Source organism: Denitromonas halophila, assembly GCF_007625155.1.
GTDB classification, from domain to species: Bacteria; Pseudomonadota; Gammaproteobacteria; order Burkholderiales; family Rhodocyclaceae; genus Nitrogeniibacter; species Nitrogeniibacter halophilus.
In genome coordinates, this window is the sequence record NZ_VMNK01000003.1 from 705223 (window position 1) to 729265 (window position 24043).

25 protein-coding genes are annotated in these 24043 nt (G+C 62.5%); 10 read left to right on the forward strand and 15 right to left on the reverse strand.

Annotated features, from left to right (window positions below; all coding sequences use genetic code 11):
• Positions 1-8: 8 nt before the first annotated feature.
• On the reverse strand, positions 9-1205 hold the full coding sequence (locus FHP91_RS05440) for an acyltransferase family protein (RefSeq protein WP_144308593.1): 1197 nt from the start codon (positions 1203-1205) through the stop codon (positions 9-11).
• Between the two features lie 328 nt (positions 1206-1533).
• On the opposite strand from FHP91_RS05440, the gene FHP91_RS05445 reads away from it, so the two are divergent.
• Positions 1534-2145, forward strand: a complete 612-nt coding sequence (locus FHP91_RS05445) for a hypothetical protein (protein ID WP_144308594.1) — start codon at positions 1534-1536, stop codon at positions 2143-2145.
• A gap of 127 nt (positions 2146-2272) precedes the next feature.
• Here FHP91_RS05445 and FHP91_RS05450 read toward each other — a convergent pair whose 3' ends face one another.
• The 6 genes from FHP91_RS05450 to FHP91_RS05475 all read right to left on the reverse strand — a co-directional run bounded on the left by FHP91_RS05450 (position 2273) and on the right by FHP91_RS05475 (position 8505).
• Entirely contained in the window at positions 2273-3001 is a 729-nt protein-coding gene (locus FHP91_RS05450; RefSeq protein ID WP_144308595.1) for an ABC transporter ATP-binding protein, read from the reverse strand.
• Complete coding sequence (locus tag FHP91_RS05455; RefSeq protein WP_144308596.1) at positions 2991-3764, reverse strand: ABC transporter ATP-binding protein; 774 nt, start codon at positions 3762-3764, stop codon at positions 2991-2993. The genes FHP91_RS05450 and FHP91_RS05455 overlap by 11 nt, the downstream gene beginning before the upstream one ends.
• The gene (locus tag FHP91_RS05460) at positions 3764-4852 is read right to left on the reverse strand and encodes an ABC transporter permease subunit (protein WP_144308597.1); all 1089 of its coding nucleotides are present in this window, start codon (positions 4850-4852) and stop codon (positions 3764-3766) included. The genes FHP91_RS05455 and FHP91_RS05460 overlap by 1 nt, the downstream gene beginning before the upstream one ends.
• Positions 4853-4866: 14 nt before the next feature.
• On the reverse strand, positions 4867-5799 hold the full coding sequence (locus FHP91_RS05465) for a branched-chain amino acid ABC transporter permease (protein ID WP_144308598.1): 933 nt from the start codon (positions 5797-5799) through the stop codon (positions 4867-4869).
• Positions 5800-6064: 265 nt separating this feature from the next.
• The gene (locus FHP91_RS05470) at positions 6065-7195 is read right to left on the reverse strand and encodes a branched-chain amino acid ABC transporter substrate-binding protein (protein ID WP_144308599.1); all 1131 of its coding nucleotides are present in this window, start codon (positions 7193-7195) and stop codon (positions 6065-6067) included.
• A 584-nt stretch (positions 7196-7779) separates the two neighbouring features.
• The gene (locus FHP91_RS05475) at positions 7780-8505 is read right to left on the reverse strand and encodes a YebC/PmpR family DNA-binding transcriptional regulator (RefSeq protein ID WP_144308600.1); all 726 of its coding nucleotides are present in this window, start codon (positions 8503-8505) and stop codon (positions 7780-7782) included.
• A gap of 148 nt (positions 8506-8653) precedes the next feature.
• On the opposite strand from FHP91_RS05475, the gene FHP91_RS05480 reads away from it, so the two are divergent.
• From FHP91_RS05480 to FHP91_RS05495, 4 genes are all read left to right on the forward strand, one after another.
• Positions 8654-9253: a hypothetical protein gene (locus FHP91_RS05480; protein WP_144308601.1), complete on the forward strand. Its 600-nt coding sequence runs from the start codon at positions 8654-8656 to the stop codon at positions 9251-9253.
• 117 nt (positions 9254-9370) lie between these two features.
• Positions 9371-10894: a helicase HerA-like domain-containing protein gene (locus FHP91_RS05485; protein ID WP_144308602.1), complete on the forward strand. Its 1524-nt coding sequence runs from the start codon at positions 9371-9373 to the stop codon at positions 10892-10894.
• Between the two features lie 105 nt (positions 10895-10999).
• Complete coding sequence (locus tag FHP91_RS05490) at positions 11000-11569, forward strand: Tll0287-like domain-containing protein (protein WP_222105115.1); 570 nt, start codon at positions 11000-11002, stop codon at positions 11567-11569.
• Between the two features lie 47 nt (positions 11570-11616).
• A complete protein-coding gene (locus tag FHP91_RS05495; RefSeq protein ID WP_144308604.1) occupies positions 11617-11955 on the forward strand; it encodes a cupin domain-containing protein in 339 nt (112 codons plus the stop codon).
• A gap of 73 nt (positions 11956-12028) precedes the next feature.
• On the opposite strand, the gene FHP91_RS05500 is transcribed toward FHP91_RS05495, so the two are convergent.
• Together FHP91_RS05500 and FHP91_RS05505 are read right to left on the reverse strand one after the other, a co-directional pair.
• On the reverse strand, positions 12029-12466 hold the full coding sequence (locus tag FHP91_RS05500) for an oxidoreductase (RefSeq protein ID WP_246116223.1): 438 nt from the start codon (positions 12464-12466) through the stop codon (positions 12029-12031).
• Positions 12467-12614: 148 nt separating this feature from the next.
• The gene (locus tag FHP91_RS05505) at positions 12615-13508 is read right to left on the reverse strand and encodes a LysR family transcriptional regulator (protein ID WP_144308605.1); all 894 of its coding nucleotides are present in this window, start codon (positions 13506-13508) and stop codon (positions 12615-12617) included.
• Positions 13509-13611: 103 nt separating this feature from the next.
• On the opposite strand from FHP91_RS05505, the gene FHP91_RS05510 reads away from it, so the two are divergent.
• Both FHP91_RS05510 and FHP91_RS05515 read left to right on the forward strand, forming a co-directional pair.
• Positions 13612-14529, forward strand: a complete 918-nt coding sequence (locus FHP91_RS05510) for a DMT family transporter (protein WP_144308606.1) — start codon at positions 13612-13614, stop codon at positions 14527-14529.
• A gap of 68 nt (positions 14530-14597) precedes the next feature.
• Entirely contained in the window at positions 14598-14894 is a 297-nt protein-coding gene (locus FHP91_RS05515; protein WP_144308607.1) for a hypothetical protein, read from the forward strand.
• Positions 14895-14907: 13 nt separating this feature from the next.
• Here the strand turns inward: FHP91_RS05515 and FHP91_RS05520 are convergent, their stop codons facing one another.
• A complete protein-coding gene (locus tag FHP91_RS05520; RefSeq protein WP_144308608.1) occupies positions 14908-15813 on the reverse strand; it encodes a LysR family transcriptional regulator in 906 nt (301 codons plus the stop codon).
• A gap of 128 nt (positions 15814-15941) precedes the next feature.
• On the opposite strand from FHP91_RS05520, the gene fabG reads away from it, so the two are divergent.
• From fabG to FHP91_RS05535, 3 genes are read left to right on the forward strand one after another with little or no spacing between them, the layout of a single operon-like run.
• Positions 15942-16685: a 3-oxoacyl-ACP reductase FabG gene (gene fabG / locus FHP91_RS05525; RefSeq protein WP_144308609.1), complete on the forward strand. Its 744-nt coding sequence runs from the start codon at positions 15942-15944 to the stop codon at positions 16683-16685.
• A gap of 10 nt (positions 16686-16695) precedes the next feature.
• On the forward strand, positions 16696-17859 hold the full coding sequence (locus FHP91_RS05530) for an acetyl-CoA acetyltransferase (protein WP_246116224.1): 1164 nt from the start codon (positions 16696-16698) through the stop codon (positions 17857-17859).
• Between the two features lie 49 nt (positions 17860-17908).
• Positions 17909-19435, forward strand: a complete 1527-nt coding sequence (locus FHP91_RS05535; protein WP_144308610.1) for a class I adenylate-forming enzyme family protein — start codon at positions 17909-17911, stop codon at positions 19433-19435.
• Between the two features lie 15 nt (positions 19436-19450).
• Here the strand turns inward: FHP91_RS05535 and FHP91_RS05540 are convergent, their stop codons facing one another.
• From FHP91_RS05540 to FHP91_RS05560, 5 genes are all read right to left on the reverse strand, one after another.
• Positions 19451-20332, reverse strand: a complete 882-nt coding sequence (locus FHP91_RS05540; protein WP_144308611.1) for a hypothetical protein — start codon at positions 20330-20332, stop codon at positions 19451-19453.
• A 9-nt stretch (positions 20333-20341) separates the two neighbouring features.
• Positions 20342-22270, reverse strand: a complete 1929-nt coding sequence (locus tag FHP91_RS05545) for a T6SS phospholipase effector Tle1-like catalytic domain-containing protein (RefSeq protein ID WP_144308612.1) — start codon at positions 22268-22270, stop codon at positions 20342-20344.
• Entirely contained in the window at positions 22171-22734 is a 564-nt protein-coding gene (locus FHP91_RS05550; RefSeq protein WP_144175855.1) for a DUF3304 domain-containing protein, read from the reverse strand. Before FHP91_RS05550 ends, FHP91_RS05545 begins: the two co-directional genes overlap by 100 nt.
• Positions 22731-23681, reverse strand: coding sequence for a DUF4123 domain-containing protein (locus FHP91_RS05555; protein WP_144175852.1), 951 nt, complete (start codon positions 23679-23681; stop codon positions 22731-22733). Before FHP91_RS05555 ends, FHP91_RS05550 begins: the two co-directional genes overlap by 4 nt.
• 14 nt (positions 23682-23695) lie before the next feature.
• Positions 23696-24043, reverse strand: a 348-nt coding sequence (locus FHP91_RS05560; protein ID WP_144308613.1) for a DUF2345 domain-containing protein, incomplete at its 5' end; no start/stop codon positions are given.

Here is a 24043-nt window from a genome sequence, read left to right on the forward strand (position 1 = left end):
TGTGTGGATCAATCGGCCGATTGTTTTGCCGGTGCGGGATCAACGATAACGGACGACCGTCCGATAGCGAGGAGTCGATTTGCGCAGCGCGATGAAAACGTCATGGCAGGCCGGTCGACATATCGGTAGAAAACATCCGAGAGGGTATACACGATCACTATTGATAGTCCCGATGCAATAAATGCGGAAAAATCATAGCGGCCGGTGTATCGGAACAGCGCGGTAAAGGCAAACACGCCGGCTGTGGCGAGGATGGGCACCTGAATCAAGTAAGCGGAGAAGGACACTTTCCCCATGAAGACGAAAGGCTTTCCTGAGACGAAGGTGCTGAGCTTTTGTCCAAACAATGCGGCGTATACAACGAATATTCCGGAGAGAAAGTTGGACACCGTGTAGGTCTTTTCGCCAAACACCGATGCGACGTACCGGTATGACTGGCTGTCGTTGTGTGCGCCTGCAAAATACAGTCCAACGATCAGCAGCAGCAACGCCATAGAGTCCCGAATCGGCTTCCCGAAAAGATGAAACCAGTGTCCGATGACAAAGGAAATCAATCCGAGACAGAACCCTCCGCCAATGCTGCCCAGCGCAAAAAGTCCGACCGAAGCGACAATGGCGATTCCGCCCGCGGTGATCATCGCGGATTTCATTCGTATGGCGCATAGCGCGAAGATGAGATAAGAGCCGAATATCTCTATCTTCATTGTCCACAACACTGGGTTGTAGGCGCTTTCACCGGCAATGAAAAAACTGTCGATGGCGCCGCTATACAGTGCGCCATTGAGTGAGTGCGGAAAATTTCCAAAATTGGCCATCCATTGGCCGAGCTGGGATTTGTCCACGGTGACAAGACTGAGGGCGATCAGCGAAAGCACGCATGATGCGGTAACCGGGATGGCAAGTCGCGGATACCGTTTGATGAACATCGAGAGAATCCGCCGGTCTTGATGTCGGGTGGCGAGCGTGATCTTGGACAGGATGAAGCCGCTCAGAACGAAGAAGATGAAGACGGCGGCCGTTCCCGAGTAAAGAAACCCGAGGGGGGCGTGGTGAATGAATTGCTGAACGGGGAAATTGGCGCCGCTGCCCTCGCCAAAGTTGTGGACGAAGGGGAAGAACATCAGGCTGAGATGGGACATTAGAACCATGAAACAAGCCAGTCCGCGGACGCCCTCCACAGAGTTGAGCTTTTTCTTGTCATCCACCTTTTTCGTTCTCCTTTCTTGCAGCAGCGCCTGAACAGGGCATTTCCCTTCTGGGAAGTGTCGCGCATTATGGCGATGCGATCGACCACAAATCTTGTGGCACGTGAAGAAAAGCACAGTTCTGGCTGGGCCACTCGCGTTCTTTTTGTATGTTCAGCGTTGATCCATGCAACGGTTGTAGCATGGCGATGTCTTAGCAAGACGCCGTTGCAACCGAAGCGGTTGCTTGCGGGGTGGGTTTGAGCGGGTTTGGTGCGTGCGGTGATGCAGCGCATCCTTGCACGGACGTTATTCAACCGTGTCTCTGTGCTTTTTTGTGGAATATTCCATGGCATATCGCTTTCTTCTTGCGCTTGTTTTGGCGATATCACTGAATGGCTGCGCGACTTCGACCTTCCGGCAGTCCTGGAGCGCGTCCGACGCGCAGGCGCACCCGCTAGGCAAAACAGTTGCGTTTGTGATGTTGCCCGTGGAGGCCGACCGGCGGCGATCTGAGGACTTGTTTGCACAAGTGCTGGCACCGGCGATGGATGTGACAGCCGGCTACGCCGTCGTGGCTGAGGCGCTGCCAGACGCGTCGGCGCTGGCCAGGGCCAAAGCGCAGGCGTCGCGACTTGGCTATGGCTCGGTGCTCGTCGTGAGAGTGGTGTCGACGCGCGATGAGCTGGTCTATCAGCCCGGTGTGAGTCCGTTCTTCGGCCCTGGTTTTGGCTATTACGGGCGCCGCGGCCCGATTGGTTATCCGTTCATGATGGATACGGGTTACTACGAGAGGGTGCGCATCGCGGTGGTGGAATTGAGCCTGTACGCCATACGCGGTGACCATCTGCTGTGGACGGCGAGTACCGAGGTGCTCGATTCGAACAAGCTGGAGCGAGTGGTGCGGATACTGGCCGATGCGATGCTCAAAGATCTGCTGGCCAAGGGTGTATTGCCCTGAGTGTTGCTGTCCCCGGAATCTTATGGCACTGCTTTCTGGCGGAAAAGCCGCTGATCGACCGCCGGGTGAGGACGAACAAATAGGGGCGCACCGAAGTGCGCCCCTATTTGTTCAACGGGCGCCTGGCTTACTCGCCCAGATACGCCGCTCGCACCTTCGGGTCGGCCAGCAGTTCCTGGCCGGTGCCGGTGAGGGTCAGCTTGCCGCTTTCCATCACGTACCCGCGCTGGGCAAACTCGAGCGCCAGGTTGGCGTTCTGTTCGACCAGCAAGATGGTCACGCCTTCGTCCTTGACCGTCTGCACCACCTCAAAGATCTTTTCGACCACCAGTGGGGCGAGGCCCATGGAGGGTTCGTCGAGCAGCAGCAGCTTGGGCTGGGAGAGCAGGGCACGGCCGATGGCGACCATCTGTTGCTCGCCGCCCGACAGCGTGCCGGCCACCTGCGCCAGACGCTCCTTGACCCGCGGCAGCATGGTGTAGACCCGCTCGAGGTCGGCCTCGATGCCGGCCGTGTCGTTACGGATGTAGGCGCCCATCCGCAGGTTTTCTTCGACCGTCAGGCGGGTGAAGATGCCGCGGCCCTCGGGCACCAGCGCAATGCCTTTGCGCAGGCGCTTGTGGGTGGGCATGGCACCGATGTCTTCGCCGTCGTAGGTGATGCTGCCGCTGGCCACGCCCAGCGTGCCGGAGATGGCATTGAGCGTGGTGGTCTTGCCGGCGCCGTTGGCACCGATCAGGCAGACCATTTCGCCTTTGTAGAGCTCGAGACTGACGCCCTTGACGGCCTGAATGCCGCCGTAGGCGATCTTGATGTCGTCGAGCTGAAGCAGCGGGGAGGCGGGGTTAGTGTGCATGCTTGGGTCCTCCCAGGTAGGCGCTGATCACCGCGTCGTTTTTCTGGACCACGGCAGGCACGTCTTCGGCAATCTTCTTGCCGAAATCGAGCACGGCGACCCGGTCGCACAAGCCCATCACCAGTTTGACGTCGTGCTCGATGAGCAGCACGGTGATGCCGTCGCGGCGGATCTGTTCGATCAGCACCTTGAGTTGGCCGGTTTCGGTGGCGTTCATGCCGGCGGCGGGTTCGTCCAGTGCCAGCAGTTGCGGTTCGGAGGCCAGTGCGCGGGCGATCTCGAGACGGCGCTGGTCGCCATAGGAGAGGCTCTTGCAGATGGTATGGGCGAAGCGCTCGATGCCCACATACTTGAGCAGTTCGAAGGCGCGCTCGGTGGTCAGACGCTCCTCTTCGATGGCGTGCTTGCTCTGTATCAGGATGCCCCACAGCCCGGCCTTGGTGCGGATGTGATGGCCGGCCATGACGTTTTCGAGGGCGGTCAGCTGACCGAACAGCCGGATGTTCTGGAAGGTGCGGGCGATACCCTGCTGCACCACCAGGTGGGGTTTGCCGGTGGGCAGCTCGGTGCCGTTGAAGACGAACTCGCCGTCGTCGGGAATGTAGGCGCCGGTCAGCACGTTGAAGAAGGTGGTCTTGCCGGCGCCGTTCGGGCCGATCAGGCCATAGACCTCGCCTTTGTTGATGGTCAGCGAGACATCGGACAGGGCGGTCAGACCGCCGAAACGTTTGCCCACACCGCGGGCTTCAAGCAATTTGATCATCAAGCACCTCCCTTGAGCAGCTCGGGACGGGAGTAGCGCGCGTGGGCGGGCACCAGGCCGGCCGGGCGCAGCAACATCATCAGAATCATGGCCAGCGACAGCAACAGCATGCGTAGCACTTCGGGGTCGAGAATCACGGTGCCGAACAGCGCTTCCTGCACGGGCAGCGCAATGTTGCGGAGGATCTCGGGCAGGGCGGTGAGCGCCAGCGCACCGACGATGGCGCCGGCGATGTTGCCCATGCCGCCGAACACCACCATGGTCAGCACGGCGATGGATTCCATCAGCGAGAAGGACTCCGGCGACACGAAGCCCTGGAAGGAGCCGAACAGTCCGCCCGCCACGCCGCCAAAGGTGGCGCCGAGCGAGAAGGCTAGCAGCTTCATGTTGCGCACGTTGATGCCGATCGCCTTGGCGGCCAGCTCGTCGTCACGCATGGCAGCCCAGGCGCGGCCGACGCGGGAGATCTGCAAGCGTTTGATGAAGATGATGGAGCCCACCACGCAGAGCAGGAAGAAGTAGTAATACAGGTACAGGTAGTGGATCTTGAAGTCGCCGAACGAGAGGCTCTGCGACAGGTTCCAGCCGAACAGATTGAGCGAGTCCAGGGCGTTGATGCCTTGCGGGCCATTGGTGATGTTGACCGGATGGTTCAGGTTGTTCATGAAAATCCGGACGATTTCGCCGAAGCCCAGGGTCACGATGGCGAGGTAGTCTCCTCGCAATCGCAAGACCGGGAAGCCCAATATGATGCCCGCCAGCGCCGCAAACGCGGCGCCCAGGGGCAGCACGATCCAGAAGGGCATGTGCACACCGAAATGCGGTGAGGCGAGGAAGGCCCAGGTGTAGGCGCCCACGGCGTAGAAGGCGATGTAGCCCAGGTCGAGCAGGCCGGCAAAGCCGACCACCAGGTTCAGGCCCAGGGCCAGCATCATGTACAGCAGGGCGAAGTCCAGGATGCGCATCCAGCTGCGACCGAAGTAGGCGGCAATCAGCGGCGCCACCAGCGCCAGGATGATGATCAGCCACTTGGTGAGCTTGGGGTTGCGCTTGCCCAGGAAGGGTACGGCTTCGATGAGTTCGTTCATGGTGTGATCCCTCCTCAGGCCCGGTCGGAAACCCGCTCACCCAACAGGCCGGTGGGCCGGAAGATGAGCACGATGCCGAGAATGACGAAGGCGAAGATGTCCTGGTAGCTGGAGTTGAGGAAGCCGAAGGTCATGGTTTCGATATAACCGGCGCCGACCGCTTCGACCAGCCCCAGCACGATGCCGCCAAGCATGGCGCCACCCAGGTTGCCGATGCCGCCGAGCACCGCCGCGGTAAATGCTTTCAGGCCGGGCATGAAGCCCATGGCGTAGTGGGCGATACCGTAGTTGCTGGCGAACATCACGCCGGCCACCGCTGCCAGACCCGCGCCGATGACAAAGGTCAGCGCGATGATGGCGTTGGTGTCGACCCCCATCAGGGCCGCGACGCGGTGGTTTTCCGCCGTGGCGCGCATGGCGCGACCGAGGCGGGTCTTGGTGACCAGCAGGATCAGGCCGGCCATCACCAGCGCCGACACGATCACGATGGCGACCTGAACCGGGGTGACGAAAACGCCCGGAATCGGCTGCATCGGTGCGGTGGAAATCAGCTGCGGGAAGGTGTGATAGTTGCGGCCCCAGATGATCATGGCCAGCGTCTGAAGCAGAAAGGACATGCCGATCGCGGTGATCAGCGGGGCCAGACGCGGCGCGCCACGCAGACGCCGGTAAGCCAGTCGTTCCATCAGGAAGCCGAGGAGCATGCACACGGGCATGGCGACGAGCACGGCAATCGCCAGTTTGAGCAGCGGCGCCATGTCGGGCGCAACGCCCATCAGGATGAGCAGGGTCTGTAGCGCGGTGAGCGCGCCGATCATGACCACTTCGCCGTGGGCAAAGTTGATCAGACCCAAGATCCCGTAGACCATCGTGTAGCCCAGTGCCACCAGCGCATACACGCTGCCGACGACCAGACCGTTCACGATCTGTTGTAATAAGGTTTCCATATCGCACCTTTTGCTTGGTGTGTGACGGAGGCCGTCGCCCCGGTGCCGGGATGATTCCGGTCGGATGTGCCCTTGTGGGGCCGAGAGGCGGGGTTCCGTGTTGCTGTTCTCAATCCCGCAGCGCGGGTTGTTTGCTGAGTCCTTCCGATGTGCCGTCCGACCGATGCGCCGGATGGAAACCGGAATAATTCAGGGGCCGCAACCACTGTGGATCGCGGCCCCTGGCTGTGGGCAAGCCCACGTTCTACAAGTGCCTTGGTTCGGATCAGGGGACCGGATTCCAGCCGCCATCCTTGTACTGATACACCGTGATCGCGCCTTCCTTGATGTCGCCCTTGGCGTCAAAGGCGACGTTGCCGGTGACGCCCTGGAAGTTGATCGCCTTCAGTGCCGACAGGTACTTGGCCGGTACGGTCGAATCGGCCACCTTCATGGCTTCGATCATGGCGGCAGCCGCGTCGTAGGCATACGGTGCGTAGATCTGCACATCCAGGTTGAAGCGTTTCTTGTAGCGCTCCTTGAAGTCCTTGCCGCCCGGCATCTTGTCCAGCGGCAGGCCGGCTTGCGTGCAGTAAGCGTTGCCGCTCAGCGCGTCACCCGCGAGCTTGAGCATCTCGCCCGAGCAGGCGCCGTCACCGGTGATGAACTTGGCGTTGATGCCCAGCTGCTTGAGCTGACGCAACATCGGGCCGCCCTGGGCGTCCATACCGCCGAAGAAGATCACGTCCGGGTTCTGAGCCTTGATCTTGGTCAGAATGGCCATGAAGTCGGTGGCTTTGTCGTTCGTGAATTCACGCGCGACGATCTTGCCGCCGGTGGCTTTGGCGGATTTTTCGACTTCGTCTGCCAGGCCCTGGCCGTAAGCGGTGCGGTCATCGATGATGGCGATATTCTTGGCGCCGAGTGCGCCGGTGGCAAACTTGCCGATCGCGCCGCCTTGCTGGACGTCGTTGGCGATGGTGCGGAACACGCCGGCGTAGTTCTGCTGGGTCAGCTTGGGGTTGGTGGCCGACGGGGAGATCATCGGGATGCCGGCCTGGTGGTAGATGCGCGAGGCCGGGATGGTGGTGCCGGAGTTGAGGTGGCCGACCACGCCGACCACTTCGGCATCGACCAGACGCTGGGCGACGGTGGTGCCGGCGCGCGGGTCGGCCTGGTCGTCTTCGCCCATGATCTCGAACTTGATTTTTTTGCCGCCGATAGTCACGCCCTTGGCGTTGTATTCCTCAATGGCGAGCAGGGCACCGTTTTCGTTGTCCTTGCCTAGGTGGGAGATGCTGCCGGTGAGCGGGCCGACGTGGCCAAGCTTGACCACCATGTCGGCGGCGCTGACGCCGCCGCTCATCAGGCCGAAGCCCAGGCCCATGATCGCAATAGCGATACCGGTTTTTTTCATGTCTCGTATCCTCCAGCTGACTCTTGTGTGAGTTTGGGTGGTTCCGATTCCGACCGGTTCGACATGAATCGGTCGGGGTGTGGCTTTCCGCGGTTCGGGCCACGCGTTTGTGTGGCCTCGTGGTCGGTCTTTGTTCTCTGTCCGCACCCACCCTTTTTACGGGGTGGGCGAATGGTACGAAAGGCGCAAAGGCAAAGGTGTGCTTATTCTGCAAAAAAACCGATAGGGAAAGAAAAATTTTTGCCTGAAAAGCGCATGGCTGATGAGTGCGTGCCATGCGGCAGTGCACTACTTTGGAAGATCTGTTCTTTGCTTGTCGGACGATTCCTGACACGCGAAGCGGTCAAGTGCAAGCATGGCCTGAGGGTGGCGCATTCTCAAGCATGCGTTTCGGTGATTGCAGTGCAGCAAAAATGGCCGATAGGGGTTTTCCCTAGCGTGTGTTGCGAAACATGTCCGGTGCGTTGCGGATCTCCCCGGATTTCGCCCGTTTCGCGGCCACCGTCACTTCCTGAACGGCCCGGAGGTCAACAAAAAACCGCCGTATTCCAGGCGGTTTTTCATTTGCCGCACCGGCGAAGCGTTCAGTCGCCGAACACGGCGCTGGTATAAACCTCCTGAACATCATCGAGGCTGTCCAGCGCGTCGAGCAGGCGCTGCATCTTGGCCTCGTCGTCGCCGGCCAGTTCGGTCTCGTTCATTGGCTTCATGGTGACTTCGCCGAACTCGGCCTTGAAGCCTGCGGCTTCGAGCGCGTCCTTGACGGTCGAGAAGTCGGCCGGCGAGGTGACCACCTCGATGGAGCCGTCGTCATCGGTGATGACGTCTTCGGCGCCGCATTCGAGCGCGGCGTCCATCAGTGCTTCTTCATCGACGCCGGGGGCGAACATCAGCTGGCCACAGTGGCTGAACTGGAAGGCCACGCAGCCATCGGTGCCCAGGTTGCCGCCGTACTTGCTGAAGGCGTGGCGCACATCGGCCACGGTGCGCACCTTGTTGTCGGTCAGGCAGTCGACGATCACCGCCGCGCCGCCAATGCCGTAGCCCTCGTAGCGCGCCTCTTCATAGCTGACGCCTTCGAGTTGGCCGGTGCCGCGCTTGATAGCGTTTTCGATGTTGTCCTTGGGCATGGATTCGCCGCGGGCCTTGTCGATGGCCAGACGCAGACGCGGATTCGATGCCGGATCGCCGCCGCCCATCTTGGCGGCCACGGTGACTTCCTTGATCAGTTTGGTGAAGACCTTGCCCCGCTTGGCATCCTGACGGCCTTTGCGGTGCTGGATGTTGGCCCATTTGGAATGACCTGCCATAGCGCCCTCGACTCCTGCAGACTTGCTGTTCGAAAAGCCACCATTATACCTATCGACCCGGTCGTGGCGGGGCCCCGGTCCGCACAAGCGGCGACGAGTCTGCTAGATTGCACAGGATAGGCATGACAACCGGATCGGGAGTGACCGCATGAAGCCTCTAATTACTTTGCTCAGCGTGCTGTGGCTGGCCGTGATGTCCGTGCCCGCCAGTGCGCAGGATCTCACCTTCCGTGGCTGCACCGACGCCTCGGGTCGGGCCGTGCCCAGCCAACTCGATGTTGAATCGCCCTCGCTGGTGACGACACAGATGGGCAAATCTGGGGCGCGGATCATTTACAACCCGCGCGCGCTCCCCGACGTGACCGATGCGGTCCGTGCCTTCGTGTATGCGCACGAGTGCGCCCGGCACAGCCTCGGCATCACGCGCGATGTGCCGACGGTCGAGGCGGCGCAGCGTGCCGATTGTGAGGGGCTGGCCACGCTGCAGCGCTCCGGCATGCTGGTGGGGGATGGTGACGTGACGGCCCTGCAGTCCATGCTGGCGTTCTCGCCCGAGCAATGGGCGCGCCTGCCGGGTCCGCCGCGCGGCTTCGATCTCAACAGCTGCCCGACGCGTCGCGCCGTGCCCAAGAGCAACCCGGCCTGGAACCAGTGTGTGCATCGCTGCGGCGACCGCTTGTTCCACTGCGGTCAGAGTGCCAGCTGCCTGTCCACCTACAACAATTGCCAGGCGGCCTGCCCGCGCTGATCTTTTTCCGGCCGCGGTGTCACACGCTGTGTCGGCGCGCCCCGGCGGTCCCCGAGGGCTGCGATCTCGCCCCGGCCTGGGCTAGACTATGACGATCCCCACGTCCGGATTCTGCTCATGACCGAACCGCTTCTTATCGCCAAGGCCGACGGCCGCGATGTTGCCCTGTTGCCACGCCTGGCTAACCGTCACGGACTGATCACCGGCGCCACCGGCACCGGCAAGACGGTCACCCTGCAGCGCCTGGCTGAATCCTTTGCCAGCATTGGCGTGCCGGTGTTTCTGGCCGACGTCAAAGGCGATCTGTCGGGTATCGGCGTGGCTGGCACGGCCTCTGAAAAGCTGATGAAGCGGCTCAATGCGATCGGCATCGAGACCTTCGAGCCGGTGCAGAACGCCGCGGTGTTCTGGGACGTCTTCGGCGAGTCCGGTCACCCGGTGCGCGCCACCGTGTCCGACATGGGTCCGCTGCTGCTGTCACGACTGCTCAACCTCAACGACACCCAGAGCGGCGTGCTGCAGATCGTGTTCAAGGTGGCGGACGACAATGGCCTGTTGCTGCTCGATCTCAAAGACCTGCGCGCCATGGTGCAGTTCGTTGGCGACAACGCCAAGACCATCAAGACGCAGTACGGCAACGTCTCCACCGCCTCGATCGGCGCCATCCAGCGCGGATTGCTGATGATTGAGGAGCAGGGCGGGGATGTGTTCTTCGGCGAGCCGATGCTCGACATCGCCGACCTGATGCAGACCGGTGCCGACGGTCGTGGCGTGATCAACGTGCTGGCCGCCGACAAGCTCTACAACAACCCCAAGCTCTACTCCACCTTCCTGCTGTGGCTGCTCGCCGAGTTATTTGAGCAGTTGCCCGAAGTGGGCGATCCCGACAAACCAAAGCTGGTGTTCTTCTTCGACGAAGCTCATCTGCTGTTCAACGACGCACCCAAGGCCCTGCTCGAAAAGGTCGAGCAGGTGGTGCGGCTGATCCGCTCCAAGGGCGTCGGCGTCTACTTTGTTACCCAGAATCCGCTCGATGTGCCCGATTCGGTCCTCGGCCAGCTTGGCAACCGTGTTCAGCATGCCTTGCGTGCTTTTACTCCGCGCGACCAGAAAGCGGTCAAGACCGCCGCCGACACCATGCGCGCCAACCCGGCCTTCGATGCGGCCGAGGCCATCACCGAGCTGGGCGTGGGCGAGGCGCTGATTTCCTTCCTCGACGAAAAAGGCCGCCCCAACATCACCGAGCGCTGTTTCGTCATCGCGCCGGGCTCGCGGCTCGGTCCCATGACCGACGCCGAGCGCGGACAGACCATTCGAGGCTCGCTGCTCTACGGGCACTACGAAAAAGCGCTCGACCGCGAATCGGCCTTCGAAAAGATTCAGGCCGGTTTTGGTCAGGAAAAAGCCGAGGCCGACGCCCCCGCAGCGGCCAACGCACCCGCCGCCGATGAGGGTGGCGGACTGTTCGGCGGGCTGGGCGGCATGCTCGGTGGCATGTTGGGGGGCGGCAAGTCCAGTCGTTCGGACAGCATCATCGAGTCGGCCGCCAAGAGCGCGGCCCGAAGCATCGGTACGCAGGTCGGGCGGGCGATCATCCGCGGTGTGCTCGGTTCCATCCTCGGCGGCAGCACTCGGCGCTGAGCTGCGACGGTTTGACGCACCCGAAGGCAGGCCGATGGCCTGCCTTTTTCATGTGCGCATCATCTATTGGCGGTAGAATATTAGTTTTATCTAATGGAGATGCGCATGCGATCCCTCATCCTCTGTACGGGTCTGCTGATGGCCGGAAGCGCTGTCGCCCAAGACATTGACGCCCTCAAACTCGACACCCGCGAAAAAGCCCTGCCGGTGCTGCCCAAAGTGGTCAAGATGATGCAGGACACCGTCGCCGACAAGGGTGTGGCCGGTGCCATTCCGGTGTGCAAGGAGAAAGCCCCCGCGCTGCTCAAGGCACGGGCTGAGGAACTCGGCTGGACGATGCGGCGGGTCAGCCTGAAGACGCGCAACCCTGAGCGCGGCACCCCCGACGCCTGGGAGACCGCGCAGCTGACCTCCTTCGACCTGCGCGCCGCCGCGGGCGAGCCAGCCACCGCGCTGGAAGTGGGCGAGGTGGTCACGCAGGCCGATGGCAAGTCGATGTTCCGTTACATGCGCGCCATCCCAGTGGGCGACGTGTGCCTGAGCTGCCATGGCGACCCGGCCGACATCGCGCCGGAGATCAAGGCCGAGCTGGCCAAGACCTACCCGCAGGACCGCGCCACCGGTTATTCGAAAGGGCAGATACGGGGTGCGTTGAGCGTCGAACGCCCGTTGTAAGCGTCGTGGGCGTATCGTTTCTGACGGAGTTCAGGAGGGATAGGCCCATGGCGGACGAATATTACTTTGAAGAAGGCTGTTTCATTACCGAGTGGCACAACCGCGCCGACGATCCGGCCGTGTCGGTCGCCCGTGCGCGGGTGCCGGTCGGGGTCACCACCCGCTGGCATGTGCTGGCCGGCATTACCGAGCGCTATCTGATCGAGTCCGGCGAGGGCGAGGTGTGGGTGGGTGACGCGCCGGCGCGTCGGGTGGCCGCCGGCGACACGGTGGTGATTCTGCCGGGGCAGCGCCAGCGCATTCGCAATGCCGCCGCGGTTGATCTGATCTTTCTCGCGGTCTGCAGCCCGCGTTTTGATATTGCGGCTTATCGCGACGATGCTTGATTTGGTAGTGCGCGGGAGCGCAAAAAAATGGCCCGCACAGAGCGAGCCGTGAGTCGAGGATGCGGTACGCGGCTCAGTCGTAGTCGCGGGCGCCGTGTTTGCCGCTTACCAACTGGCCCTGAGATAGCGACATCATCAGCAGCAGGATGGTCTCGTGCATGATCACCGTGTGGTGATTGCCACTGGCCTGGAAGTGGCGGCGCAGGCTGTCGCGCACCTGGGCAACACCGGTGGCGTCGATGATGATGTCCACCGCCGCATCCATGCGGCCGATGTCCATGAAGTCGTTGGTTGTGTGTACGCCGCGGTCGTGGGCCAGCTGCATGCCAGGTTGATCGTTCGACAGATCTGCTACGCCGACAAGTTCAACGAAACTCGCATCCAGTAGCTGACGTAGAAGGGGAGTGCCGGTTTCACCGGCGCCGATCATGCCGATGCGGATTTTTTGCATCGCAATTCTCCAGTAAATCGGGAAGAGAAGGCTGGTGTGTTTCACCAGCAACGGAATCAATCAAACTCTCTGGCTGGGGCGTACCGGACGCATTTGGAATGCGTCCTTTTTTGCAATAGCGGCATCAAGATGTTCAACCTTTAAAAAGGTGCGTGATTGAGCGTAGCGTCGCAGGTCACGGCGAACGGAGCGTGTCACTGGTGCGGAATCAGATGGTGTTGTGAGCGGCAAGCAATGCGAATAGCGCCCGTGCGTGGTGCGACAGTTTGGCTGGGTCGCGCACGCAGAGCCGCAACTGGCGAGGTGCCCAGTCGTCTTCAAGCGCGAGAGAGACCACGCGCTGCGGCCGCGGCATCTGGGTCAGTGTCGACTGCAGCACCAAGCCGCAGCCAACCCCGGCCGAGACCATGGCCAACACGGCTTCGAAGCCGTGTACCTGAATACGGACGTCGAGATGGCGGCCAAGCTCGGCCGCCTTGTTCATGATGAAGGTGTGAACGCCGGTCCCGGTGTGCAAGGTGATGAAGGGGGCGTCTACCACCTCGGAAAAGCGTATCCGTGCCCGGCTGGCCAATGCGTCTCCGGGGGGTACGACGAGCACCAGGCGATCCTGGCGGTAGGGTTGTACATGCAGGTCCCCGGTGCTGACGTCGCCGCCTAGCACGCCAATCTGCGCTTCGCCCGAGGCGACGGCACGCACGATGTCCGGGCTGGCCGCCTCCTTCAGCGTAATCCGGACCTGCGGCTGTTGGCGGAGGTACTCTGCCAGGTCGTCGGGCAGGAAGATGTTGGTGGCGGTGGTGTTTGCCCTGATCGAAACCTGCGCACGCGCTCCGCTGGCATAGGGCAGCAAATCGGCGTGCATTTGTTCAAGTCGCGCAAGCGTCTGTCGCGCGCCTTCGCGCATCAACTCGCCTGCGGCCGTGAGCGCCATGCCGTGAGGTCTTCTTTCAAGCAATAGGGTGCCCACCGAGGCCTCCAGCCTGGCAATGCGATGACTCGCCGACGAGGTGGCCAGATGACACTGGCGGGCACCACGCAACAGACTGCCCGCGTCGGCGACGGCGACGAAAAGTTTCAGATCCACCAGGTCGTAGCGCATGGGTTTCGTATTTGACGAACTCGGACTTGGCATTTTAGCAATTGTTCGATGGGGTCGATGGTGGCTAAATGGGCGCTCGCTTCAGGTTGGAGTCACGTGAGAGATGTCGCCCGATTCATCAGTCCATGCCGCCCGTCTGCCTCTTGCTGGCCTCGTGCTCGGCGTATTGGCGGCTGTGGGCTTCTCGTTCAAGGCGATCCTGGTCAAGCTGGCCTATCGGCATGGCGTCGATGCTGAAACCCTGCTGGCCTTGCGCATGCTGTTCAGCCTGCCATTCTTTCTGTTCATGGGTTGGCACGGCAGCCGGCGCGCGATGGCGCCGCTGGGCTGGCGCGACTGGCGCGCGCTGTTCCTGCTCGGGCTGTCGGGCTACTACCTGGCCAGCTATCTGGATTTTCTCGGTCTGGGTTACATCACTGCCGCGCTGGAGCGGCTGATCCTGTTTGCGTATCCGAGCATCGTGGTGATCCTGTCGGCACTGTTCCTCGGCAAGCCGCTGACCCATCGAACCGTGGTTGCGCTGGTGTTGTGCTATGTCGGCGTGGCCTTTGCGGTCGCCCACGATCTGGCGCTGAGTGACGATACGACCGATGTGATGAACGGCAGCGTGTTGGTGTTTGGCAGCGCGGTGGCCTATGCGCTCTACCTGATGGGCAATGGTCAGGTGGTGGGCCGACTCGGTGCGGCACGGGTCACGGCCTGGGCGTCGACAGTGGCCTGCGCGCTCAGCATCGGTCAGTTTCTGCTGCTGCGGCCGATAAGCACGCTGGATCAGCCTTGGCAGGTCTATGGCTTGGCGATTGCCATGGCGTTGTTTTCCACCGTATTGCCGATCTGGTGTGTGAGCGCGGCGATCCGCCGCATCGGCGCCGGGCCGGTGGCCCTGACTGGCAGCCTCGGTCCGATCGTGACGCTCGGCCTGGGTGCCGTGATGCTCGACGAGGCCATCGGTGTCGCCCAGCTGGCGGGCGGCGCGATGGTGGTGGGCGGGGTGCTGGTGATGGCGCGCGGCAAGCGCTGAGCGCAGCCCGGGAGCTTATTGGCGTTTTGGGCGTCATAACCGGTGTGCCCACCGTGAGGAGCGACGCCATGACCCCGGAAACCGTGGAAGTGCTGATGGAAGACATCGAACGCGAAGACCCGCTCGACTTCGGCATGCTGTCCATCGACGAGCATGACGCCCGTTGCCTGATGGCCAACCACTTTTGCGAAGTTGACCGCAAGCTGACCGAGGGCGGGCTGGATGTCGAGGCCCGTCTTGAGCTGATGACCGCCATCGCCGCCCACGCCATGGTTGAGAATATGTTGCTCAACGTTCAGCGCCTGGAAGATCGTGGTGCGGGCGAAGACGTACGGGGCTGGATGCGCCGACACGGCATGGGTTGATCGGCGCGCCGGATCAGTCAGGTGCGGGCTCGCCAAACAGCGCTGGCGATTCGGTGACGAGCGCGCGCAGGAAGTCCCACACCACACGCACCCGGCGCAGGCGAAAGAGGTCGGCAGGCGCGGCCAGCCATAGCACGCTGTGGGCCACGATTTCGCCGGGCAGCACCTGCACCAGCGGGCTGTTGGCAGGCACGGCATACGGGGCGAGCATGGCCAGACCCAGGCCCGCCTCGGCCGCCTGCGCTTGCGCCAGCATGCCGGTGCAGGAGAACACCCGCCGGGGCGCGTGCACCAGCCGATCCAGATAGCGCAATTCGTCGCTCATCAACTGATCCTGCACGTAATCGATGAAGGCATGACCCGCCAGATCGGCGCGACTGTGAATCGGCGGATGCTGCGCCAGATAGGCCGGCGAAGCGTAGAGCACATAGCGAAACGCCGTCAGCCGGCTGATCACGTAGCGCCCGCTGGTGGGTGGTTCCAGCGTCACGGCCAGGTCGACCTCGCGGCTGGCCAGACTCACAAAGCGGTGCTGCAGCAGCAACTCGACCGACAGGTCCGGGTGGTCGCTCAAGAGCGCGGGCAGGCGCGGGGTCAGCACCCGTGTGCCGAACACCTCGGGCACCCCGAGGCGCACCGCACCGGCAATTGCGCCGCCCACGCCCCCGGCAGATTCCTCCGCCCCCAGCGCCGCGCTCTCCATGGCCTCGGCGTGGGCCTGCAGTGCCTGGCCGGTGTCGGTCAGCACATAGCCATCGCGACGGCGGTCGAACAGCGTGGCGCCGAGCGCGGTTTCCAGCCGAGACAGGCGTCGCGCCACGGTGGTGTGATCGACCCCGAGGCGGGCGCTGGCGGCGGTCAGCGTGCCAGTGCGGGCGACCTCCAGAAAGTGCCGAAAATCTGTCCAGTCAATGTCCACGGGTCACTCCGGCGTGTTGTGCAAATACGCACAACGATGCGGTGAGTATGCGCTTTGTTCTGCTTTTATGGGGTGATAAGGTCCGCTGATACTGCACGCCATGCAGCGATCTTGACGAGGACAAGCAAATGAATTTGAAAGATAAAGTGGTGGTTGTGACGGGTGCGGCCCAGGGCATTGGCGAAGCCATCGCCCGACGCTGCGCGGCCGAAGGTGCGGCCATCGCGGTGTGGGATCTGGACGCTGATGCTGCCAAGGCCAAAGCCGCTGAATTGAGCGAGACCTGCAACGTGACGGCCAGCGGTTGGGCGGTGAACGTGGCCGATAGCGCCGCGGTGAATGCCGCGGCCGCTGAGGTGGTGGCCGCCTTCGGCCGCATCGACGGCCTGGTCAACAACGCTGGCATCGTCGCCGACGCCCAGCTCAAGAAGATGAGCGAAGAACAGTGGGACCGCGTCATCGGCGTGAACCTCAAGGGCGTCTATAACTGCACGCGCGCTTTCGTCGATACCTTTCTGGCGCAGGGCAGCGGGTCTATTGTGAACATCTCGTCGGTGGTGGGCGTGTATGGCAACTTCGGCCAGACCAACTACGCTGCCGCCAAAGCGGGCGTGCTCGGCATGACCAAAACCTGGGCCAAGGAGTTGGGCCGCAAGGGCGTGCGCAGCAACGCGATCTGCCCGGGCTTCATTGCCACGCCGATTCTGGCCTCGATGCCAGAGAACGTGCTCAAGAGCATGGAATCCGAAGTGCCACTGGGCCGCATGGGTGAGCCGGCCGAGATTGCTGCGGTGGCCGCCTTTTTGTTGTCGAAGGACGCCAGCTACATGAACGGCGCGGTGCTGGAAGTCTCCGGCGGCCTCACCATTTAAGGGCGCCGCGATGAAGATGCAGGCGGCAATGGTCGGCTGGGCGCACACGCGTTTTGGCCGGCTCGATGAGGAAACGCTTGAATCCCTGGTGTTGCGGGTGACGACCGAGGCGCTGGCGGATGCTGGCGTCGCAGCGGACGATGTGGATTCGATCCACATCGGCAATCTGGGGGGTTTCGACGCCCAGTCTTTTCCAGCCGCCCTGCCGCTGCAGGCCGCGCCGGATCTGCGCTTCAAGCCCGCTACGCGCTACGAGAACGCCTGCGCCAGCGGTTCGGCTGCCTTGCACGGCGCGCTCGACCGCATCGCGGCCGGGCGCAGCCAGATCGCGCTGGTGATCGGCGCCGAAAAGATGAACGCGCTCACCACCCCCGAGGTGGCTTGCGTGCTGGCTGGGTGCAGCTATCAGCCCGAGGAGGGGCAGCTGAGCTTCCCCGGCATCTTTGCGCAGATGGCCCAGGCCTACTTCGACCGCTACGGCGAACAGCTCGACGCGCTGGCCCACATCGCCGCCAAGAACCACGCCAACGGTGCGCTCAACCCGTATGCCCACATCCGCAAGGATCTCGGCTTCGACTACTGCCGGCATGCGTCCGAGCGCAACCGCATGGTGGCGCCGCCGCTCAAGGTGTCGGACTGCTCGACGGTGGCCGACGGCGCCGCAGCGATGATCGTGGTCGCGCCCGAGCGGATTGGCGATTTTCGGAAAGCCGTGGGCTTTCGCGCCACCGCCCAGGTCACCGACTACCTGCCCATGTCGATGCGCGATGTGATCGCCTTCGAGGGACCGCGTCGCGCCTTTGCCCAAGCGATGACCGCCGCTGGCGCGCGTCTGGATGATCTGGCCTTCGCCGAGGTGCACGACTGCTTCACCATCGCCGAACTGCTCAGCTACGAAGCCATGGGCCTGGCGCAACAGGGCGAGGGCGCGCGGGTGATTCTCGATGGCGTCAGCCGCCGCGATGGCCGTCTGCCCATCAATCCCTCAGGCGGGCTCAAGGCCAAGGGGCATCCGGTGGGCGCCACCGGCGTGTCCATGCATGTGATGAGTGCCATGCAACTGACCGGCAGCGCCGGTGACATCCAGGTGCCCGACGCCCGGCTCGGCGCCGTTTTCAACATGGGTGGCTCGGCCGTGGCCAGCTACGTGAGCATTCTCGAAGCCATCAAATAACCGGCAAAGGCGGTCCGCAGAGGCCGCCCGCCACGGAGGAGGAGACATCATGCAGATCGACGGACTGATCGCGCATCACGCGCGCTATCGCCCAGACCACCTGGCCATCGTGTTCGGCGACCAACGCCTGAGCTGGGACCAGTTCAACCGGCGCGTCAATCGCCTCGCCCATGCCTTGCGCGAGGCCGGCATCGACAAGGGCGACCGTGTCGCCACCGTGCTGCCCAACTGCCTGGAGCTGCTCGACATCTACTGGGCTTGTGCCAAGCTCGGCGCCGTCGTTGTGCCCCTGTCGCCCCTGTTGACCACCCACGGGCTCGAATCCCTGATGCGCAACGCCGCGCCCAAGGCCGTGTTCGCCTCGCGCGAAACCGCCGCCATCCTGCTGCCCGCCAAGCCGCGGCTCACCTCGCTGCGCTGCTGTGTGCTGGTCGGTGCACTGGCCGATGGCTGCCGGCCCTACGCCGACTTCACCGCCGGGCGCTCCGAGCGTAACATTGGCGCCGACATTGCGCCCGATGACATGTTCAACATCATGTACACCAGCGGCACCACCGGCCTGCCCAAGGGCATCGTGCACACCCACCGTATCCGCGCCCATTACGGCACGCTGTTCGCCAATGCCTGGCGCATGGGGCCGGAATCGGTGGTGCTGCACACCGGCGCCATCGTCTTCAACGGTGCTTTCGTCACCCTCATGCCGAGCTTCACGCTCGGTGCCCGCTACGTGCTGGCCGAGCGCTTCGACGCCGCCGCGACGATCGACACCATCGCCGCCGAGGGCGTCACCCACACCATGATGGTGCCCTCGCAGATCGTCGCCCTGCTCAACGCCCCCAACTTCGACCCCGCGCGCCTGCAGTCGCTTGAGATGCTGCTCTCGCTCGGCGCGCCGCTGTCGGTGGCGCACAAAGACATTCTCGAAGCCGCGCTGCCCGGCCGCTTCTACGAGCTGTATGGCCTCACCGAAGGCTTCGTCACCATCCTCGACCGCGACGACGCCAAGCGCAAACGCGGCACCGTCGGCGTACCGCCGCCCTTCTTCGACATGAAGATCGTGCGCGAAGACGGCAAGACCGCGGCGGTCGGTGAGATCGGCGAAATCGTCGGCCGCGGCCCCATCCTCATGCCCGGCTACTACCGCCGCGACGACCTCACCGCCGACGCCATCCGCGACGGCTGGCTGTACACCGGCGACCTCGGCTTCGTGGACAAGGACGGCTACCTGAGCCTGGTCGACCGTAAAAAAGACATGATCGACTCCGGTGGCGTGAAGGTTTACCCGCGCGACATCGAAGAAATCCTCATCCAGCACCCCGCCGTGCTCGAAGCCGTGGTGTTCGGCATCCCCGACGAAAAATGGGGCGAAACCCCCGCCGCCGCCGTCACCCTGAAAGCCGGCCAGCACATCGACGCCGAGGTACTGCGCGAATGGACCAACACCCGCGTCGGCGCCCGCTATCAGCGCCTCAGCTCGCTCGGCTTTCTTGACCAGTTCCCGCGCAATGCAGCGGGCAAGATTCTCAAACGGGAGTTGCGTGAGCCTTACTGGGAGGCGGCGGGGCGGCGGATTTGATAGGTGCTCTTGCCATTATGGATGGGGTTCGGTGACGCGAAGCGTTGCTACTAACTCGACCGTCTTGTGATCAAGGGGTACCGAAACAAATTGCCGGCCGTCACTTCCGGTATTTGCGACGAAGAGATAGGCGCGGCCGCCGGAGATATCGATTAACCGTCCTTGGACGTTTTCACCTGCACCATTCTCGTCGCGAATACGCACGCATGGCGCCACTCGGGCTTGGCGAAGATCACACGTCTGTGCAGTTATCACTTGGATCTTTGCATCGGCGCTTCCGCTGGATACCCCCAGAGAAGGGATATACACGATCATGACAAACAGCAAGGAAAGCACGAGGCTCGTGATCAAATACACCGCGCTGGCGGCGGAAACAAAACCCAACGGCACTGCCAGCCAGCCGAGATACCCCAATAGTCTGGATCGACAAGGTGTCAGCCGGCGAAACACCCGAAGGGCTGGCGCGATGTAGTGATGTGCTCTGAGTGTTGTGGTCATTTGGCCGAGTGTTGGCCTGATGATTGGGCGCCAAGCCTGGGTCAGGTAGATGGCGATCGTCAATGTTATGCCAAGTGCCGCCATCAGCAGCTGGACTGTTTGGCTTGATAACCACGATTCTAGCCATGAAAGAAAGGTTCCCAGATTCCATATGCGGGCCATCGGCTCTGTCCAGTGCATCAACGGCCGATAGCTGCGCATCAGAAAATCCAGCGGCGACCGTCCGACCATTTCTGGGCTTAGGCCGAAGGGTTCCAGGTACGCAAGATCGTACCCGTAGCCGATTAGGGTCAAAGCCAGCGTCAGCACCGAAATCAGCAGTGCGAAACTCGTTGCCCATCCAGCTACGCCCAGTCGGCACTTGTGTGGTGGTGGGGCTTCGGTGAGGGTGTTCTCCATGATTGCGAATCAGCTCCGATCAAACACCACCCGGCGGCGCACATGGCCGTCGCTCTCTCGCCGCGTGTCCGTCATGCGCTTGACCGTCAGTTCAGTGATCTTGTCCTCCATGTCCAGCAGGTCCTCATAGTCCGAGTCTTGCATCACCGGGAAGCTGCCGGGAGATCTGGCGTCCTCTGCCAGCATGCGTCCCTCGAACGCGGTGAGCGTTTCGCCGCGACGCTGCTTATCCTTAGTTAACTGCAGCTTTTCGGCCCTGTCGTAGGTGCCCAAGGGGCCGGCAAGATAGAACGACGCATGTGAATCGTGCACATGCTCGTCAAAGAAGGCATGCACCGGTTCGGGCACCTCGCTGGTGCGCGCCGCTTCATCGATGGCCGCCTGATACACGGGTGTCGATGTTGCCGGCGGTAGCTGGCGGCCGGGTATTGGGTGCATTGTCCGGCGTCGCTCCATGTCGTCTTTCCGGCGCTTGCGCTCCATTGCCCGGGCAACGTCGCGCTGGAAGTCGCCCTCACTCGCCGTCAGGTCTTCGCGGTCTTGCGCATTGGCGCGCTGGTAGCTGGTCAGCTTCTTGAACTGCGGCGCCACGCGCAGGCGCCAACGCCAGTAAAGGCGCATGTGCTTGAACAACAGGTCTTCGACCTTCGCCGCCGAGCCGGCGGACCAGACGGTGTAGTCGCGGAAACGGGTGGCGAGGGTGGGGTCGATTTTGAGGTCGTCGACGACTTCGTCCTTGTTTTCAGTTACAAGCGTCGTGGGATCGAGCAGCGGCACCCCTGACTTGCGCGCTTCCAGATACATATTCACCAGCGGCACCTGCGAGGCCAGCAAGGCCCGACGGCCCGGTGCCTTGCCCTGTTCGCCCGGTGCATAACCACCACCCACATCCGAATGCGCGCCTGGGTACACCACTTCAACGCAATTGGCCGGATAGGCCGCGCCATCGCGCGCCGTGCTCAGCGGGAAGGACTTGCGGATTTCGTGTGCCGCCACATAGTGCACACAGCGCTCGATGGCCGGTGAGATGGCCATGCTGCCGTCCGCCCAGTCCATCAAGCCATCACCGCCAATCGGCGACGAATCGGCCAGGCCCACCGAGGCCACGGTATCGAACAAGCCCATGAACTGGAAACGGATCGGGATGCCGCAAAACGTATAAGCACCGGCCTCGGACTTGCAGCATTCCAGAACCCAGTTCGCCCAGGCGCGCGCCTGCGCCGCCCCGCGAGAGAAACCGAAGGTCGAGACGTTGATCAGTGTGATTTCCGGTTTCTGATGGGCGATGGACTGCCGCAGACGGCGTTCCGCCTGTTCGAAGAAAGCGCGTCGTTTGCCCGAGAAGAGCGTCCAGCCATTTTTGAGGGTGTCTGGATTACGGATGGACGTTTTGGCTTCGCCAGCCGCTATGAGGTTGCGGCCATGGATGGCCCAATTGACTGCGTTGTAGAGCTGGATCATGGCCCAGTACAAGCGGGCCTCGCCGCCGGTGGCCATGGATTTACCATTGGAGGACTCAGTCGTCTCGCCGATCTCGGGAAAAGCCGTCCCTACACCGGGGACGTAGTAGGCGTAATAGCCTTCTTTTCGTTCATCTCGAAACGCATCATGCAGCACGACAACATTGGAATGGCTGCGCGCGTTCGGGTTCGGAATCAGCTCCTGGTCGCGATGCTTGTTGTTATTGGTGCCATCAAAGAACATGCCGACCCAAATGGTCTGTCGACAGCTGGGTTTCTTCGTGTCGGCGATACAACCGTAGGCGGCAACTCGCTGAGCTTGCTCTCGGGCAGACAATGCGCGCAGACCGGGGAGGTTTGTTGGGGGCGTAGTGGCGCTCATGGCTCCATGAACCTCTTCATTTCTGCGTCTGTGAATGGGCGCTGGTCGATGTCTCCGAGTTTGGAGAGGAGTTTTGACGGATGGCCTGCGTGCCAAGGGCTCTTGTCCGTCACATAAATCTTGATTTCGTCGTTCGGCAGGAAGAACACCTGGGTTTCGTCAAGCACGTCGTACGGCTCGATGGGGACGGTTTTCTTAAGAGTTTTCTTGGGCCAGTTCCCTACGTTTTCCAGTGTGCATTCCGATGACTTTGGTACTCCACAATCGCTTCGTCGCCACTCGACCGTCACCTGCAGCCCCTCATGCCACTTGTTCGGAATCATCACGCAGCACACCGAGCCCCCGCCGCTGCCAATGCCTACGCCGCTACCCCAGACACCATCAACGTAAAACTCCTGAACGCCCTCCGAGCTGAAGTTGTAGCGCGACAAGGAACTGGCCGTGATGTTCGGGTCGGGCCGGTCGTCGTTGGTGACATCGCAGGCGGTCAGCGTCAGTAGCGCGAACAAGGCGCAAAGCGTGGCGCGCCATCGGGCGGGGTGGATGAGGGTGTGAATCATTGCGGCTCCGATGCTGAGGCGACGGCGGAAGCATCCGCCATGGCTTCGATTTGATCCCAGATGTCATTGTCCCAATTCGCCAGCGCATCGGTAAATCGCAATGTGCCGCGACGGGTTGCGTCGAAGGTCGGTACCAGGGCCGGGAGCGTGTGGAAGTGTTCGGATGCGCTCCAGGCGAGGGTGATGAACTGGCGTTGATCGGGGGCGTCGGTGATGCCGTGGCTGCGGGCAATGCCGAGCAGCGCGTCAAGCCGGCGCCACAGCGCGGCGGGTTCGGCGTTGGGGATGATTTCGGGGGTGTGCTCGTTCAGCATGTCGAACAGCGTATCGGCTTCGGCGGTTTGCATGAGGGCGGCAAATTGCGCGTCGTTGAAGCGGATGCTGGTTTCGTCGCCGAGGGGGGCTGCGGCGTTGGCTGGCGCGATATTCGTCGTCTGTAGGGTGCCGTCACGAGCGACCCAGGCCCATCGACGCGCCGTGTCGGCGAGCCGTGTCGTTTGTGCCGGATCAAGAATGCCAAGCACATTGGGCAGGATGCGGGTGTCGGCGTAGCGGCAGTAGAGCCGGGTGTCGTCGGCACATTGCGCGTCGGCCAGCCACTGCAGCGTGTGACACTCGGGCGCTCCGTCGCGTGTTGCGACTTCAAGCACCGACAACGCTGGGTGGCCATCGGTGAGCGAGAGCAGGCGTTCAAGTGCCGATGCCTCGACTGCTCCCAGAGCGAATAGCCGAGGTCCGAGTTCGCCGTATGCTGCGTAGCGACCGCCCGCGAGGAGCGGCGTCGACGGCCCAATTGCACGGCCGAGATGGCGATGCGCGCTTGCGTCGAGCATGCTCATATCGACCAGGGCATAAGGGGCGTGCGATGCGTCGGCGCAGTGTGCCAGCCACTGCACCAATTGCGTGGCAAGGCCGGCGTGATGAGCGTTTTGCAGGAAGCGGGGCATTGTGTCGTCCGTCCTTACTGCATGGTGGCGAAGGGGGATCCCGCTTTCATCGCTGCCAGCAGACACTCCTTGCAGACGGTTTGCGGGAATGTCGGTAGTCCATAGTCGCCACGCGTCGGTCCGGCAAAGCTCTTCTTGCTCGCATGCACCGTAATCGTGCCCGGGCACTCGACCGTGATCCCGCCATCGATGGTGATGCTCGCCCCGCCCTCGGTGGCCAGCACGATGCGTTTGCCGGCGGCGAAGTCGATGTGTTCGGTGATCGAGACCATCTCCAGATCGTCGCGCGCTTGAAACTTCATCTCGTCGCTTTGCGCCTGCATCTCGATGTCGTCGCGGGCTGCAATCAGGCTGATGCCGGT